Annotated in this window: 12 protein-coding genes; 2 read left to right on the forward strand and 10 right to left on the reverse strand. The window is 48.0% G+C overall.

The genetic code is table 11. From position 1 onward, the window contains the following. Positions 1 to 13 precede the first annotated feature (13 nt). Positions 14 to 2,518: a YfhO family protein gene (locus tag Q0110_RS06855; protein WP_297904737.1), complete on the forward strand. Its 2,505-nt coding sequence runs from the start codon at positions 14 to 16 to the stop codon at positions 2,516 to 2,518. Positions 2,519 to 2,623: 105 nt separating this feature from the next. Here Q0110_RS06855 and Q0110_RS06860 read toward each other — a convergent pair whose 3' ends face one another. From Q0110_RS06860 to rpsO, 5 genes are all read right to left on the reverse strand, one after another. After that, positions 2,624 to 3,751 (reverse strand): glycosyltransferase, encoded by a 1,128-nt coding sequence (locus tag Q0110_RS06860; protein ID WP_297904740.1) that lies wholly within the window; start codon positions 3,749 to 3,751, stop codon positions 2,624 to 2,626. Positions 3,752 to 3,853: 102 nt separating this feature from the next. Continuing rightward, positions 3,854 to 5,272 carry an adenosylhomocysteinase gene (ahcY, locus tag Q0110_RS06865; RefSeq protein WP_297904743.1) on the reverse strand — a complete coding sequence of 473 codons (1,419 nt, stop codon included), beginning with the start codon at positions 5,270 to 5,272 and terminating at the stop codon, positions 3,854 to 3,856. 388 nt (positions 5,273 to 5,660) lie between these two features. Then, positions 5,661 to 7,310, reverse strand: a complete 1,650-nt coding sequence (locus Q0110_RS06870; protein ID WP_297904746.1) for an AMP-binding protein — start codon at positions 7,308 to 7,310, stop codon at positions 5,661 to 5,663. A 13-nt stretch (positions 7,311 to 7,323) separates the two neighbouring features. Beyond that, a complete protein-coding gene (locus tag Q0110_RS06875) occupies positions 7,324 to 7,905 on the reverse strand; it encodes an XRE family transcriptional regulator (protein ID WP_297904749.1) in 582 nt (193 codons plus the stop codon). Between the two features lie 161 nt (positions 7,906 to 8,066). Beyond that, positions 8,067 to 8,336 (reverse strand): 30S ribosomal protein S15, encoded by a 270-nt coding sequence (rpsO, locus tag Q0110_RS06880; protein WP_297904752.1) that lies wholly within the window; start codon positions 8,334 to 8,336, stop codon positions 8,067 to 8,069. Positions 8,337 to 8,506: 170 nt separating this feature from the next. Between rpsO and typA the strand changes: the two genes are divergently transcribed. Next, positions 8,507 to 10,306 carry a translational GTPase TypA gene (gene typA, locus Q0110_RS06885; protein WP_297904754.1) on the forward strand — a complete coding sequence of 600 codons (1,800 nt, stop codon included), beginning with the start codon at positions 8,507 to 8,509 and terminating at the stop codon, positions 10,304 to 10,306. Positions 10,307 to 10,396: 90 nt separating this feature from the next. Here the strand turns inward: typA and Q0110_RS06890 are convergent, their stop codons facing one another. The 5 genes from Q0110_RS06890 to Q0110_RS06910 form a co-directional block, all read right to left on the reverse strand. Beyond that, the gene (locus Q0110_RS06890) at positions 10,397 to 12,133 is read right to left on the reverse strand and encodes an LruC domain-containing protein (protein ID WP_297904757.1); all 1,737 of its coding nucleotides are present in this window, start codon (positions 12,131 to 12,133) and stop codon (positions 10,397 to 10,399) included. A gap of 217 nt (positions 12,134 to 12,350) precedes the next feature. Next, complete coding sequence (locus Q0110_RS06895) at positions 12,351 to 14,042, reverse strand: hypothetical protein (protein WP_297904759.1); 1,692 nt, start codon at positions 14,040 to 14,042, stop codon at positions 12,351 to 12,353. Positions 14,043 to 14,307: 265 nt separating this feature from the next. Further along, positions 14,308 to 16,557 (reverse strand): trypsin-like peptidase domain-containing protein, encoded by a 2,250-nt coding sequence (locus Q0110_RS06900; RefSeq protein WP_297904762.1) that lies wholly within the window; start codon positions 16,555 to 16,557, stop codon positions 14,308 to 14,310. Between the two features lie 131 nt (positions 16,558 to 16,688). After that, entirely contained in the window at positions 16,689 to 17,015 is a 327-nt protein-coding gene (locus tag Q0110_RS06905) for a cupin domain-containing protein (RefSeq protein ID WP_297904765.1), read from the reverse strand. 4 nt (positions 17,016 to 17,019) lie between these two features. Next, positions 17,020 to 17,739, reverse strand: coding sequence for an aromatic aminobenezylarsenical efflux permease ArsG family transporter (locus Q0110_RS06910; protein WP_297904768.1), 720 nt, complete (start codon positions 17,737 to 17,739; stop codon positions 17,020 to 17,022). Positions 17,740 to 17,742 lie beyond the last annotated feature (3 nt).

The following is a 17,742-nucleotide window of genomic DNA, read 5'->3' on the forward strand; positions in this document are numbered from 1 at the left end:
ATAGATGAGTTTTATGCGGAGTATAATGAGTAAATGGGGAAAACATATCGCCGCGATAGCCGTATTCTTGGTATTGACGGTGGTCTATTTTTCTCCGGCCGTATTTGAAGGCAAGGTAGTTCGGCAAGGAGATACGGAGAAGGCTATCGGTATGGGAAATAGCCAAATGGAAGAATATGAGAAAACGGCCCAGCCGGGAGAATTTAGCGCATGGTCTGATGCCATGTTTGGAGGAATGCCTTACGTGTCGGGATATGGAAATCCGGCTCCGCGGTTTCCCGGGTATCTGTTGCTGGAGAAACCCTTGAAAGCGCTGGGATATATGGATGCGGGGATGGTGTTTACCGGATTCGTTTGTTTCTACATCCTGATGTGTATCATGGGCGTGAATTGGTGGCTGGCGATCGCCGGAGCTATCGCTTTTGCTTTAGCGTCTTATAATTTGATCATTATAGAGGCGGGGCATGTCACGAAAGCGTATGTAATCGCTTATATGCCGCTGACGTTGGCAGGTATGGCCTTATTGTTCAAGCGCAAGTATTTATGGGGGGCGGTCGTGTTCTTGCTAGGCGTCGCGTTCTCTATCGCGAATACTCACCTGCAGATCACTTATTATTTATTATTGCTTTGTTTCTTCATTTATCTGGGATATTTGTTTAGTAGGCTGAAGGAGAAAGCTTATAAGGAGCTAGGTACGGTAACCGCTATCATGGCCGGATGCGTGATATTGGCCGTGTTGCCGAATGCCCAGAATATGTATGCCCAATGGGATTTGGGACAGAACTCTATCCGTGGGGCTACGGAGCTGACAACAACGACTCCTTCGGGCGAGAAGATCTCTTCCGGCTTGGATAAGGATTATGCGTTCGCTTGGAGCTATGGGAAAGGAGAGTTGCTGACTCTGTTGGTTCCCAACGCTTATGGAGGAGGTTCCGGGGGAATGTTGGGCCCGGATTCCGAGTTGTATAAGGAATTAAGGGCGAAAGGGGCCCAGGTAGGAAAAGAGGTACAAGCCCCTACCTATTGGGGCGAGAAGACGTTTACCTCCGGACCTGTTTATTTCGGGGCGTTAGTCTGTTTCTTGTTTGTCTTGGGGATGTTCGTGATCCGGAATCCGATGAAATGGTGGTTGTTCGGAGGCTCTGTCTTCCTGATATTGCTGGCGTTGGGGCGTAATTTTGATAGCTTCAACGACTTTATGTTCCATTATTTGCCGATGTATAATAAGTTCCGTACCGTGGAGATGGCGCTGGTCATCCCGGGTATGGTGTTCCCGATCATCGCTATATGGGGATTGAAGGAAATTTTGTCCGAGAGTACGGACGATGCCCTGTTGAAGAGGGGGTTGATCGCAGCCTTGGCTATCACGGGAGGGCTTTCTTTAATCCTTTGGTTGATGCCGAGTATGTTGCTGGATTTCCGCTCATCTTTCGACGCTCAATATCAGTTGCCGGATTGGTATTACAACGCCTTGTTAATGGACCGTGCCTCTTTAGCCTCGGCAGATGCTTTGCGCTCGTTGGTATTCATCTTGTTGGGAGCGGCTTTGTTGTTCTGGTTCTATACCTCGAAGGATCGGAAGAAAGTGGCGACATTCGTGGGGATCGGCGTTACGCTCTTGATCTTGGTTGATTTGTGGACGGTGGATAAACGGTATTTGAATGATAGTAATTTTATCCGTCAGAAACCTACGGAAGTGTATAAGGAGACGGTAGCTGATAAGGAGATCATGAAGGATAAGGATCCTTCTTACCGTGTCTTAAATTTGAATAATCCTTTCTTGGAGACAACGACCTCGTATTATCACCATTCCATCGGTGGTTATTACGCCGCGAAGCTGAGACGGTATCAAGAACTGATCGACCATCGTCTGCAGGGAGAGCTTAACTCGGTAATCGGGGCGTTCCAAAACGCGCAGACTGCGGAGGATTTGATGGGGGTGTTCGCCGCCTGCCCGTCTTTGAATATGCTGAATACCCGCTACATTATTTACAATCCGGAGCAGCCTCCTTTAAGGAATCCATTCGCTTTCGGCAACGCTTGGTTTGTGGATAAAGTGGAGATTGTAGAGAATGCGGATGCGGAAATAGCGGCGTTGAATACGATCAATCCGTTAACGACGGCGGTTGTTGATAAACGTTTCGCTGATGAGATAAAGGGTTTCACTCCTCAATTGGATTCTACCGCTACGATAACGCTGGATAGCTATCGTCCCAATAAGTTAGTTTATACGACGAAGGCTGATTCTGAGCAATTAGCGGTGTTCTCAGAGATCTATTATCAACCGGGATGGGAGGCAACGATTGATGGAAAGCCTGCTTCACATTTCCGGGTGGATTGGATATTACGTGCGATGCGGGTTCCGGCGGGTGAACATCAAATCGTGTTTGAGTTTAGGCCGCAGGGGTATATTACGGCGGCTTATATTACTTCTTTTAGTTCGTTGATTATCCTGTTGTTATTGATTGGTGCGGTGGGATATTCAGTTTGGAAAGCTAGGAAGCAAAAGGAGATATAAATGAGGCTGGTTGTAGAGACGGGGCGTGCCCCGTCTCCCACAGACTGATAGTATTTTAAGTTACCATTTTGAGGGGATGAGACGGGGCACGCCCCGTCTCTACAACTAGATAAAATCGCTGTTGATAAAATCGAGCAGTTTTCTCGTCAGGGTTTCCCACGAGAGGGCTGCTTTTTCTTTGGCAATGTTCGCTGGGATGGTGGCTTGCTGTCCGGGGGTGAAAAGTTCCTCGATGCCTTGGGCAAGGGCTGTCGGGGATATTTCGGGTACAACGATACCTGTACCCGGCCTTTCGATGCTATTCTTGAAATCACCCACGGGAGTACTTAGCATAGGCAAATCGTAATTGTAGGCTACGGATACGACACCACTCTGGGTGGCAGAGCGATAGGGAAGTACCAAAGCGTCCGCAGCCGAGAAATAGACGGGGATTTCCTCGTCGCTGATATATTCACAGTGAACGGATATACGTCCTTTTGCCGGAGAAGCGTCGATCAAGGCCTGATACTTCTCGAAACTTCCGTAACACTCGCCGGCTATAATAAGTTGGTAATCCTCGTTAAGCTGTCCGACCGCCTCGATAAGCAGGTCTAACCCTTTATAATCCCGTATTAACCCGAAGAACAGGAGATTCCTCTTAGATGGGTCGATCCCTAACTTCCGGCATGCCTCGCCTCTCTCAATCTTACTCCCGAAATGGTTGTAAAGCGGATGTGGGTTCTGGATATACTTAGCGTCCGGACAAAGCCTCCGCAGATCATTCCTCACGTTATCGCTCATCACGATAAAGCCATGGCACTGCCTGAAAAATAAAGACGCTAAAGGCTTATCGAAGAAACGAGGCTCATGGGGAATCGCATTGTGGATGAGAGTGATTACCTTGCAACGTTTTTTCATCCGGTTTGCGACATGGGCGTATCCGGGGACGAAAAAGGACATCCAGTAGGAGATTATCAAAACGTCCGGCGCATAGGAACGGATGGCGTTGACGGTATCGAAATAACTAACCGGATTCACGCTATCCAATATGCGTAAGCTCTCGATCTCGATCGCCCGGTCACCCTCTTCTACATATTGGGTCTTCCCGGGAAATAGGATATCCGGATAAAGGCGTTTGAAGTTGAAAGCCCTCACCTCGTGACCTTCCTTTACCAATTCGGAATAAAGCATCCCGCTGAATTGGGCGATGCCGCCGCGATAAGGATAAATAGGGGAGAGAATAGCGAAACGCATAATAATTGAAAATTAAGAACTGAAAATTGAAAATTAAGAACCGAGAACTACAGAAGCTATCCTCCCTTCATTTTCAATTCTCAATTTTCAATTTTCAATTAATTAGTATCTGTAATGATCGGCCTTGTACGGTCCTTCCACCGGCACGCCGATGTAATCAGCTTGCTTTTGCGTTAATTGGGATAATTTTACGCCGATGCGTTCCAGGTGCAGGCGGGCTACTTCCTCGTCCAGGCGTTTCGGCAAGCGGTATACGCCTACCTCATAGGCCATTTGCCATAAATCCATCTGGGCAAGGACTTGGTTCGTGAACGAGTTGCTCATTACGAACGATGGATGTCCCGTGGCGCAACCTAGGTTTACCAAGCGCCCCTCTGCCAGCAAGAAGATGGAATTTCCGTTCGGGAACGTGTATTTGTCTACCTGCGGCTTGATATTCGTGTGCTTGATGTTCGGGTAGTTGACGAGTTTGTCTACTTGGATCTCATTATCGAAATGGCCGATATTGCATACGATGGATTGATCTTTCATCTGTGTCATATGCTCGATCGTGATGATATCGCAGTTTCCGGTGGTCGTAACGAAGATGTTACCCTCTTTCACGGCCTCTTCCATCGTCGTGACCTCGAAACCCTCCATGGCGGCTTGCAATGCGCAGATCGGATCAATCTCGGTCACGAGCACACGGGCCCCGTAAGAGCGCATGGAGTGGGAGCAACCTTTACCCACATCGCCGTATCCGGCCACGACTACCACCTTACCGGCGATCATCACGTCCGTGGCTCGCTTGATGCCATCAGCCAAAGACTCGCGGCAACCGTATAGGTTATCGAACTTGGATTTCGTCACGGAATCGTTCACGTTGATGGCGGGGACTAGCAATTCACCCTTCTCCATCATCTGGTACAGGCGATGAACGCCCGTCGTTGTCTCTTCCGATACACCTTTCATCTCGGTTACCGTGCGGTGCCAACGGGTATTATCCTCTTGGAGGATGCGATGTAATGTGTCAAGGATTACCTGTTCCTCATGATTCCCGCCTTTGCGGTTGATAGTCTCTGCGTCGTTCTCCGCACGATATCCCATGTGAACCAGCAAGGAAGCGTCTCCTCCGTCGTCTACAATCATGTGAGGACCTTTACCATCCGGGAAACGAAGCGCCATGTCCGTACACCACCAATACTCTTCCAGTGTCTCGCCTTTCCATGCGAATACCGGTACGCCATCCGCGGCGATAGCGGCAGCGGCGTGGTCTTGGGTGGAGAAGATGTTGCAGCTAGCCCAGCGAACGTCCGCTCCCAACGCAACTAATGTTTCGATTAACACTGCGGTCTGGATTGTCATATGCAGTGAGCCGGTGATACGTGCGCCTTTCAAAGGCTTTCGATCAGCATATTTCTGGCGGAGCGCCATTAATCCCGGCATTTCGTGTTCGGCGATCTCGATTTCTTTGCGACCGAATTCAGCCAAACTCATATCTGCCACTTTATAAGGCAGATTAGTTGGAAATAATTGTGACATAAATTAGTGCTATAAATGGTTGAGGCTACAAAGCTACATAAAAAACCTGTGATTTCATGTGTGGCTTATCTCAAATTAGAGATGAATAAGAGTAGATTCGGTGCGTAGGGCAAGAGCCGGCCGTGAGTTTATTGCGCCGTACATGCAGCGACACCGCATTCCACATATAGCGATACCGCGGCCGGCATGCGGTGGCGCTGCAACCGACATCGCAGTATATAAGGTCGTAGCCTCGTGAAGAGATATTCACTCATGCTGGGTACATGTTTCCATGATGGTCCGCTATGAATGGAGAAAGAGAATATACCCCATTCCATCGATTCATCGGGTGAATAATAGATATCGGGTATACCCTCTTTCTAGGATAAGCGATGACTGCCGGCGGTTGTCACACCGGCGTGATGCCTTGTTCTTGCAGCAATTTCAGCCCAAGGTCCTTTAGCTTGAATTTCTGGATCTTGCCACTTCCGGTCATGGGGAACGTATCCACGAAGAAGATATATTTCGGGATCTTGTGGCGAGCGATCTTGCCTCGGCAGAAATCTTTCACCTCCTCCTCGCTCGCTGTCGCGCCTTCGTGCAGGATGATGAAAGCACCTACTTCCTCACCATATTTCTTGGAAGGTACGGCGGCTACCTGCACGTCTTTCACGCCGGGAAAATGATAGAGGAACTCTTCCAACTCACGCGGATAGATATTCTCGCCTCCTCGGATGATCATGTCCTTGATACGGCCGGTGATGCGGAAGTTGCCGTTCTCGTCGCGAATACCTAAATCGCCGGAATGCAAGAAGCCGTCTTTATCGATGACCTCGTCTGTGGCGGCTTTGTTATTGTAATATCCTTTCATGGTGTTATATCCCCGGTTGCACATCTCGCCTTGTACACCTACCGGGCATTCCTCGCCTGTTTCCGGGTCAATCACACGGACCTCGGTAAACTCGAACTCATGGCCGACCGTATTGTAGCGAACCTCTGCCGGATCGTCGATCCGGGAATGCGTCATTCCCGGAGAGGCCTCCGTCAATCCGTATACGCTGGTCACGCGCATGTACATTTTCTCGTCTACCTTCTTCATCAATTCTACGGGGCAGAGAGAACCTGCCATGATGCCGGTACGCAGAGAGGTTAGATCGAACATCTCGAACATCGGGTGGTTCAACTCCGCGATAAACATCGTAGGGACACCGTATAAGGCCGTGCAACGCTCCTTGTGTATGGAGGCCAGTACCAATAACGGGTCGAATTTCTCTACCATCACCTGCGTGCATCCGTGGGTCAGTACGTTCATGGAGGCCAATACCACGCCGAAGCAATGGAAGAGAGGCACGCAACAGCATAGTTTGTCGTCGGCGGTGAACTTCATGTGCTCACCTGTCAGGAAACCGTTGTTGGCGATGTTGTAGTGAGTCAGCATGACACCTTTCGGGAAACCGGTCGTACCCGAGGTATATTGCATGTTTACTACATCGTGGCAATTTACCTTCGCCTTGGCAGATCTTAAGGTCTCATCCTTAATGTTTTGGCCGAGAAGCAACATCTCGGGCGTGTTGTACATGCCCCTGTATTTCTCCTGTCCGATATATACGACATTTCTCAAGCGCGGGAAGCGCTCGCTTTTCAAGTATCCCCGTTGCGAGGTCTTCAACTCCGGTAGCATCGTATAAACCATGTCTACGTAGCTTCCGTCGAACACGCCATCCGTGATACACATCGTATGGATATCGGCGTTCTCGACCAGGTATTCCAGCTCGCTTTGCTTATAGTTCGTGTTGATGGTTACCAATACGGCGCCGATCTTCGCTCCGGCATATAAGAATGTCAACCAATCCGGCACGTTTGTTGCCCATACGCCCACATGCGTGCCATGGGTGATACCGATCGCCAGCATGCCTTTCGCCATATCGTCCACACGCTTGTTGAACTCGCCCCACGTGAAGCGTAAATCGCGGTCCGGGTAAACGATATATTCTTTATCCGGTGTAGTCTCGGCCCAATGTTCCAGCCATTGGCCAAGGGTTCTGTTATATAATTCCATAAAAATGCGGGATTTAATAAGGTGTGTAGACAACTCCTAGGATTCGGGCCTTGTTATCAGCCGCCGCATGTACGTGGTGCGCCACGATTGAATCGTAATAGATGCTATCGCCTTCTTCCAGGATGTATGTGTTTTGTCCGTAGTTGATTTCCACGACACCGTTCAATACGTAGATAAATTCCTCACCTTCGTGTGTGGAAAGGATGAAATCCTCGCCTTCCTCGGATGGGGCGATCTCGATCAGGAACGATTCCATATGACGGCCGGACTTGTCTTGCGAGAGCGAGTGGTAATCCATGTGCTTGTGCCCTTGCGTCGCGTTGTTCGTGAATCCGATGCCATTGCTCTCGTTGTCTTTCTTCCGGCATACGACGGGGCCTAACTCTGCTTGGTCATCCAAGAACGTGCCCAAGCGTACCCCTAATACGCGTGCTATCTTGATAAGAGGAGCCAGCGAAGGAAAGTCGAGGTTACCCTCGATCCGTTCGATCTGCTCGATACCTAATCCGGAGCGTTCGGCTACTTCCTCGATAGAGAGTTGTTTCGATTCCCGGATACTTTTAATTTTCGCACCTATAATTTTGTTGTTTCCCATGTGTATGATTTGTTATTTATACTCCAGTGATGTTTGATAAATTGATACCAAACGACGCAAATTTACATTAATATTTTATTATACCTAGGATTAGGGCAAATAAAAAGGACAATCTCTTACGAAGATCGTCCTTTTTGATATACTTAGTGATAAGTAATCCTTTACTTTCTGATACCAAGTTCCTTGATGATGGCACGGTATCTGTTGATGTCTACACGGATCAGGTAATCCAATAAACGGCGACGTTTACCTACCAACATCTTCAACGCTCTTTCCGTAGCGTAATCCTTGTGATTCGCCTTCAAATGCTCTGTCAAGTGAGAGATACGATACGTGAACAACGCGATTTGGCTCTCGGCAGAACCTGTGTTAGTAGCCGATTTGCCATACTTCTCGAATAATTCTTGTTTCTTTGCTGAATCTAAATACATGATTCCTTTTACTTTAATAAATTAATACTATGTTATCTAAGCGGTCGCAAAGGTAGGCATTCCTTTTTGATTTGCAATAGCTTCTAGTATCTTTTTTGTGTTTTAAAGCATGAATGTCATATATATATCGCGAAAATATCGTATTTTTGCGGGCAATAAATTAGTCTTCAATGCAAAAGATCAGAAACATTGCGATTATCGCGCACGTAGACCACGGCAAAACGACGCTCGTGGATAAGATGTTGTTAGCCGGTAAGCTTTTCCGCGAAGGACAGGCAGAGCCGGATCAGTTTATGGATAACAATGATCTGGAACGGGAACGAGGTATCACGATTCTCGCTAAGAACGTGTCTATCAATTATAAGGGATATAAGATCAATATTATAGACACTCCGGGACACGCCGATTTTGGTGGCGAGGTGGAACGCGTCTTGAACATGGCGGATGGTTGTTTGCTATTGGTAGACGCCTTCGAGGGACCTATGCCGCAGACTCGCTTTGTTTTGCAAAAAGCGATCCAACTGGGCTTGAAGCCGATCGTGGTTATCAATAAGGTGGATAAGCCGAATTGCCGCCCGTCGGAAGTGCAGGAAATGGTATTCGACCTGATGTTTAGCCTAGACGCTACCGAGGAGCAGCTAGATTTCCCCACGATCTACGGTTCTGCCAAGCAGGGCTGGATGTCTGAGGATTGGCGGGAGCCGAAAGAGGATATCACGGCTGTGCTCGACGCGATCATCAAGTATATCCCGGAGCCGAAGATGCTGGAGGGAGCTTCCCAGATGTTGATTACTTCCTTGGATTATTCTAAGTACGTGGGCCGTATCGCCGTAGGGCGTGTACACCGCGGCGAGTTGCGGGAAGGCCAGGATGTCATGCTTTGCAAGCGCGACGGTAGCTTGGTGAAATCAAGGATCAAGGAGGTGGATGTGTTCGAGGGCTTGGGACGCACGAAGGTGGAGTCCGTGAAGTCTGGCGATATCTGCGCAATTATCGGTATCGACGGTTTCGAGATTGGCGAGACGATCGCCGACGTGAGCGAGCCGGAGCCATTGCCGACGATCGCTATCGATGAGCCTACGATGTCTATGCTTTTCACGATCAATAATTCCCCGTTCTTCGGGAAGGATGGAAAATTTGTCACTTCTCGCCATATCTACGACCGCTTACGGAAAGAACTGGATAAGAACCTGGCCTTGCGCGTGGTTCCTACCGATTCCGCTGATTCGTGGTTGGTGTATGGCCGCGGGGTACTTCATTTGTCTGTATTGATCGAGACGATGCGTCGTGAGGGATACGAGTTGCAGGTGGGCCAGCCGCAGGTTATCATCAAGGAGATCGATGGCGTGAAATGCGAGCCAGTGGAGCAACTGACGGTCAACCTTCCCGAGGAGTGTTCTAGCCGTATTATTGATATGGTGACGAAGCGCAAGGGCGAGATGACCATGATGGAGAGCAAGGATGGACGCATGCACTTAGAGTTCACGATTCCTTCCCGCGGAATTATCGGTCTGAACAATGCCGTGCTGACGGCATCTGCCGGCGAAGCTATCATGGCGCACCGTTTCTTGGAGTACCAGCCGTGGAAGGGCGAGATCGAGCGCCGTGTGAACGGTTCGATTATAGCCATGGAGACAGGCCAGGCTTTCGCTTATGCCTTGAACAACCTGCAATCTCGCGGACGTTTCTTTATCGCTCCGGGCGAGGAGGTTTATGCCGGTCAGGTGGTTGGCGAGCATTCCAAAGATAATGACTTGGTTGTAAATGTCACGAAATCCAAGAAATTGACGAATATGCGTGCTTCAGGTTCGGACGATAAGGTCTCTTTAGCTCCTCCTATCATCTTTAGCTTGGAGGATGCGCTCGAATATATCAAGGGGGATGAGTACGTGGAGATCACCCCGAATAATATGCGTATGCGTAAGATCATCTTGGATGAGACGGAGCGCAAGCGCCAAGGACGATCCTAAGGTTCATGTATTTGAATAAATAATATAAATCGGCTGCCTCAAACGAAAGGATGGGGCAGCCGATTTTATATTAAGCCGTTAAACGAGGTACTATCCGTTATTTCCCTGCTCCTCCTCATCCGGAGAGGGGAATTGTATCACCAATGACTCATCCTTAGGGGTCTCGTACCAGTCCCCGTGCGCTTTCCGGTAATCTTGGTCAAAATTATAGGCATCGCTAATACTCTTGTTTTCCAGGCACCAACGGAAAGGTTGGCTTTCCGAATAAGGGATATCCAGCACGTAAGGATATAAGTCCGTATTCTTGACATTCTTGCTTACCGGCCCATTTCCGTTATCAATATAAGGCATGATAAGTTGGGTCTCGCTATAGGTCAAGGTTTTCGTGATCCCGCTCTCCGGCTCTTTGTCCAATTTTCTCACGTTGCTGTATCCATACACGTCGGGGAAGAAAACCGTAAGCCCGTTAGCGTCCTTGAATCCGATCTGGTTGTGGAATGTACAGCCTTTCGCCAATAGCCGGGCGTAGACCTCCGCTGTGTTTTTCTCCGTATACGTCGTGATATGGTAGAATAAGACTGCGTCGTTGAAGTCGAAATCGCCTTGGTTCGGATAATTATCCTCAAACAGGAGGAAGCCTTTCTTGTTCGTTTGCGGGTCTATTACCGGGGGAACGACAGGTTCTGCGGGCTCGATGGCGACAGGATTGCTTTCGATTAGGCAAAGCATGTCGTTGTAATCTCCATCGTAAGCTCTGTAGTTCGGGCAGCGGTTCTCCATACCCAATACATTTCCCTCAAAGCCATCCGCTTGAATGTGGTGGATGAATCCGTTAGCTACATTTTTCTCTATTGTAAAGCCATAGCTTAGAGAGTAATTTATGTAGTCGTGATCATAGCTTCCATTGTCTGGCACCTTATTCTCGTCCGGCCCGTTTAACGCGGGGGTAGAGAATTGTGGCCTATCCGTGCCGCGGTATACGAAACCAACGTTAAGTCCTTTGTCGAACTGGCCTAGGTAAACTTTGGTGTGTTCGTTCTTCCCTTCCTCTTCCTTTGAATAAAAGATAGGGGAGTTACCCGCCTCGCTGATATCCTTGTAGTAATCGATCTTTTTGATCGTGCCATCGTTTTGCTTGCCGTAGAAGGTACAATCTTCTATGGTCAGTTGTCTCATTTTATCGGAAGGATAGGTATAGAACCAAAGTTTGCCGTACATATTACTGTTGCCATTAGACATCCCTCCGTCACTTATGTAGGTAAGCCATATCTCTGCCTTGTTGAAAGCGCTGGTGAATTGAGTCTCTACGATCTTTAAGTCGGAGCATTTGTACAGGTCTTCCCCTTTTACGTTGTATGCCTTCTCCGGGAAGTATTTGTTGTTAATCAGGAATAGTACCTCGTCATTGATCTCGTTCGCCGCCCGTAAACCGCTTTTGGTATCGCTGCCAATCGTAATATCTTTCACCTCGCTTTCCATGAGTTTCCCGTCTCCGATGATATAAAGTTTCTTCACGTGCTTGGGTACTTCCAGTGTCATGTGGATAGGCGTTTTTCCGATTAGATAAGCGTCTTTGACCAAAGCGCCTTCCTCATAAGGGTATTCATAATAAATAGAATATAGGGTCCCTTCATGCTGGGAAGATATATTAACCTGTATGTTCTCGCGGTTCTCGAACTGGGCAATATAATCTTCTTGTTCTTGGGTAGGTTCTTTCGGATCTACCGTGGGCTCCTCTCCTTGGTAAATATCGTGTTTGACACACGATCCCATAAGGAGGATCAAACAAAATACCCACATCATTTGTCTCCAGATTTGTAATTTCATAATTTCTTCACCCTATTTGATTAATTTTTACAACAAAATTGTTGATTTTTGCAAATCTACGAATTAATCCCATAAAAAGTCATTGATAATCAATATTTATTTTTCGTTGGTGAAATCTGCCCGGTTTTGTTGATATGGCCTCTTGGGAGAATACAAAAAAAAGACCCCATCCGGGTAGGATGAGGTCTCTTCGATATTTAGAAAGGATATTTCCTGATTACTTAACTAATGCGGCGAAATCAGAGTTAGTTGCGTATTTAGCGAACTCTAAGTCGATTGCGGCTTCTTTAGCCATGTTCTTATCAGCGGCGATAGCAGCCTTCAAGTTACTGATAACACCGTTAGCGTCGTTCGTACGAGCGGCAACAACAGCCTTCAAGTAAGAAGTAACCGCGTCTGGGTTAGCTACACCGTTCAAAGTTTGAGAAGCCTTGCTGTAGTCTTTAACCATGATCTGAGCCAAAGCGGCGTTGTTAGTCTTAACAGAACCGAAAGAGTTAACAGCCTTAGCATATTCGCCTTGCTCTAAGTAAAGAACACCAAGAGCCTCGCTCAACTCGTTTACGCCAGCGGCGTTACCGAACATTTGTTGAGCCTTTGCTTGGTCACCCTTCGTTAACGCGATCAAACCTAAGTTCATGTTAGCGGAAGCGTTGTTCTTAATAGAGTTAGACTTGTTGAACATTTGCTCAGCCTTAGCCAAATCGCCAGCCTTGAATGCCATCATACCAACGTTGTTCCAAGTACGGTAGCAGTTAGGATACAACTCAGAAGCTTTTGTATAGATAGCCATCTTCTCGCTGTCATTGTTAGTCAATGTAGCGGCGTAAAGGATTTCCTCGACATTCAACTCAGAAGGATTGCTCTTCGCCAAAGCGCTGATCTCATCGTCAGACTTGCCGATGATCTCGATGTTGGCAGTCAAACGAGAACGACGTAATTGCGGAAGGATTGTCTCGGCCAAGTCAGAGTAAACAGCAGAGATATTCTTGATCTCTCTCTCTCTTGTCTCAGGATCTTGGTACATAGAGATCACGCGCAATACTAAGTCTTTGTCTTGTAAGTTGGAAGCGGAAACCAATTCCTTGAAGCCTTCCCAGTCTTGAGCTGTGTAACGAGCGTCAACCGGAGCGTCGACTTTCATTTTCTTCAACTCCTTGTTCAAGTATTTTGTCGTGTTGCCTTCACGATTCTCAGCCAAAGTGTTGTTCAATTTGAAACCACCGTCAGGAGAAGCGTAAGCGCTGATCTCGATAGCTACATTTTGGTTCGGAGCCTCGTCCGCGTTCTTAACAAGCTCTTTCCATTCTTTGATAGCGTCGGAATTTAACTCTTGAGCGCGAAGGTTAGCCTGTTGGATCAAGAACATGATGTTAGCGTCGTGAGCCTCTTTGATGATACGTTGGAATTTATCTGCTGCGATAGCTGCGGTAGCGGTAGCGGCATCAGCCAACTCGGAAGTGGCGATAACACCCTCACCGATCTTTACATCCGGTAATTTAACGGTCTTGTTTTTGATCTTTGCGTCGAAAGTCAAATACAATTCAGATTTCTTCATCTCGGGCTTGTAGGTGAAAGAAGACTTCATGGTTACGTTAGCGCCTTCTTTTTGAGGGATCACTTGGTTGTTGCCTTTTACCTTCTCACCTTGGTAGGTATAAGAGGTACCCCACGCTTCGCCACCTTGGTAACGCAATACCGGAGTTACGGTTACAACAGCTTTCTTGTTAAACCATTTAGCAGGGAAAGTTGCGTTGATCGTTACAGGAACTTTGCCACCGATAGCCTCTAGCGGCTGCGGTTCTGCTTTAATGTACTGTTCTGCCAACGGTTTCAACTTGTTTGAACAAGAAGAAAGAGTTAAAATGGCTGCCAATACGAAGAATGGCAATAAAAACTTTTTGTTCATAATTTTGATGTAAGTTTAAAATGTTACTATGTTAATATATTCACTTCCAAATTATCTCTTAGCCATTATCGTGCAAAACTAAAGCATTTTTTTGTTATGGATAGCAAAGAAGCGATAAAATCTTTTTAATTAATACTTATTAATGAATCCTAGGTTTGTTTTGTGCATAAAAAGTGGATAGAATTGTTGGAAAAAATATGGCTCTGCGCCTTTTACTATCCTTTTTATGGGCGGTTCGCTAGCATTCTTATTGTATATTTTTTGATTAAAATATAATCTTTTGTGTATACTGTTTCTCTCCGTAGGATACGGTCAGGAAATAGACTCCAGACGTTAAATTTAGGAAATGGAGTGTGGATTGTCCGCTTGTGACGTATCCGCTTTCCGACACTTTCCCTGATGCGGAGTGCAACGTGTAAGCCGCTTTCCCGGTTCCATCGGGCAAAACAAGGTATACCCTGCCTTTCTCCGCGCCCAGGTGAATGAGTATCTGTTCCTCCGGCTCTATCTTTTCGTTGTGGACCGGGTTACCGTATTGAATGACGGGATCAATAAACAGGGAGGTGCTGAAACCGGCTTGCGTATATTCGGTCGCTTGCTTCCATCCGTTTTTATCGAGTACCCAGGTCGTGTTCCGGGTCGTTTTGCCTTTGGGAAGGTTGTAGGCGGCGAAATACGTGTTCTCCGGGAGGTTCTTGAGCTTGTAGCCGATATAGAATTTCCCGCTGACATTTACGGGCTTGGAGAATTTGATATAACTCTCCTGCGACCGGTTTAGAGATTTGGCGGTCTCGATAAACGAGTCATCCAGGATTGATTTATTGCTATAGCTTGGCTGGAATGTCTCGGAATGTAATAAAGTGGATGGCTTGGAGTCGCCGCTGTACACGGTGACTTCTACTTCCATTTGCTTGTAATTCGTTCCGGCGGGAGGGGTTACGAGGTAAGCCCCGTATAAGGTTCCCGTCTCGGCTGCTTGGTAGGCTTCTGCGTATTCAGTGATATCGGCGGGGTTGTTTCCGAACAGATACTCTTTTTCGGACCCGGGGTAGAGCGCGCATTCCGCGTTTTCTTGATTACCGGAGTCATAAACATTGCTTAGCCGGAAACAAGGGGCTGATTCGTACGGGTCGAGTCCTTTGCAAACCTTGGTTCCGTTGCCGGACGGATTCAGCCAATATTTAAGTTGTTTCTCGGATTTATCGATTGCGTCCCACGGTTTCGCTAAAGAGAAGAAATAATCGTTTTTGGGGTTATTCGCGCTAGATTGCCCCCCGGACAATGCCCCGATAATCTCTCCTTCGGCATTGAATAACGGGGCTCCGGAAGAACCACTGGCCGTATAACCGGTCTTCCAGGTCTTGACGTGCCAGTGAGCGTCCTTGTAAAAGATCATGTTTGGATCTGTCAGGGTAAAGGAAGACAATTCATCGTTGGATATGCTGATCCGTTTTACCGAGTATTGAGGATGTTGGATACATGTGTAGGGAGAGGGGCCTGCTTCTTGTGCGTTCCAGCCTGCGTAATAGGGCCTGTAGTAAACCGGCGGCGTGGCGGTAAGCTCTAGCAGGGCCATGTCTGCCATCTCGTTGACGGCCTTGAAATAGGCGGATGCGGTAGACATTTCTTCCGTCCCCCTTAGAATCGGGTCGCAGAGAGGGCTGTTGAAGTTGAAGAAGCAGACGATGCTTCCGGCTATCTTCTCATAATCCGGGTTCTTTATCTTGAACTGGTTGTTCAGGCAATGGGAGGCGGTGATAAGGTAGGGTTTCCCATCGTTCTCCGTATTGTTTATCAAGGTTCCCGTACACCCGACGCTACCGTCTATGATCAGGAGGACGACGCTTTGCCCCCATTGAGCGTAATCGTTTGTCCCGTCTTGGTAACAGGCCAAGGGCGGGATTTTACTGATTTGGGAGTTATTATCCCCCGGTTCAAGCCCCCGCAGGCTCCGGTAGCCGTGGTTGACTTCCCCTACGGTCAGCCTTCCCTGAAAAGAGGCGTTGGCCGGCTCTTGGTATTCTATGATGATACGGTCTCCTTGGATGGGAGAAACGGGAAGCAGGTTTAACTCGGAGTTGTTCAAGTGATTGAATGAACCTAGTATCTGTGTCTGGTCCTCGTTGTAGAGAAAAAGCTGGGCGCCTTCCGGCAGCTCGTATTCCGTGAAGAGAACATTGATGGAAAGGGCTCCGGGCGAGTAAATGCCAAGCCTCCATATGCGTGTACCGTCCGGTTGCGTAAATGTAACGCCCGAGTTGTATCGGTTGTAATCTGTTATGAATTTATAGGCGAACCGGAAACCGCTTCTCAGGTCACTCTCGTTTAGTGAGTCGATGCGCAATTCCTCTCGCACGTCGAATGGAGGCATTTCCTTAAACATTTCTGCGTCTGAGCTTCGCATGAGCGAGAGCGGAAGCGGACGGCCTCCATGACTGACCTGTGCCTTCAGATATCCTTGGAAGGTGAACAAGAACAGGCAAAATAGTATGTACGACGAGATATCCTTTTTCATATCCGGCAAATATAACTATTTTCGGTATAGGACAAGCCTTTTGATCCATAAAGATTTTGATGGGATAGGGGAAGGACGCCGGATGCTGCCCCCAGACGTCATCCGGCGCTCTTTTATCCTTGGGAGAGAGGTTACCCCTTGATCATGATAAGCAACATCTTGAACGCGCTTTTGGCATAAAGCGCATGTGGAACATTCGCGGGCATGATCAACATCTGGTTCTCGCCGACCTCATAGGCTTCGCCTCCTACATGGATTTCTGCCGTGCCTTCCAGTATTTGGCAAACAGCGTCGAAGGGAGCGGTATGCTCACTCAGTTGCTGGCCCTCGTCGAAAGAGAACAAGGTGATATTGCCGGCCTGGTTGTAGGTCAGTTGTTGGCTGACGATACTGCCCGCCGCGTATTCGATCCTGTCTTTGGGAATGAACGGGCCTTTTATCGATTCTATCTTTTTCATACACTTATGATATTTGGATATGATAAATACAAAAATAATAAATTCCCGCCGATATGAAAGCGATGCCTACAATCAGGTTCAGCCATTTCTGGAACAGGTTTACCCGGTTGTAGAACCGCCCTAGGCTGGACATGCCGAAAGCGACGATCCAAGCGATCAGCACGACAAGGATACCAGACGCTACGGCGAAAATGGCGGGAAACAGGTAGCCGCCAGGCTCGAGCGCCGCCATCGGGAGCAACATGCCGAAATAGAATACGCCGCTGACCGGGCAAAAGGCCAAGGCGAAAAGCAATCCTAATACAAACGCGCCCAAACCACCGTGAAGGCGTTTGCTTCGCTCGGTTGCCTTGAACCCGAATTTCCCGATCGGCAGTTTATTGCCAAACAAGAGGAAAAGTCCGTAGGCTACCAAGGTGGGCGCCAGGATATACCCGCCATATTCGCTGATGACGCTTTGTATGAAGAATGTGCTCGCCCCTTTTTTCAGTATCGGAATACAGAGTAATCCCAGCGTTGTGTAAGAGACGATACGCCCCAAGGTGTAGAACAAACCGTTGGCGAATATACGGTGGCCGCCGTTCATGTCTTTTCCGATATAACCGAGTACCATCACGTTGGTCGTGAAGGTACACGGGCTTACGGAGGTTAATATACCTAACAGGAAGGCCGTGAGTATAGGCAGGTTGCTACTTTCTATGAGAGAACTCAGGAATTGTTCCATAGA

Source organism: uncultured Parabacteroides sp. (assembly GCF_947855115.1).
In the GTDB taxonomy this organism is placed as follows: Bacteria; Bacteroidota; Bacteroidia; order Bacteroidales; family Tannerellaceae; genus Parabacteroides.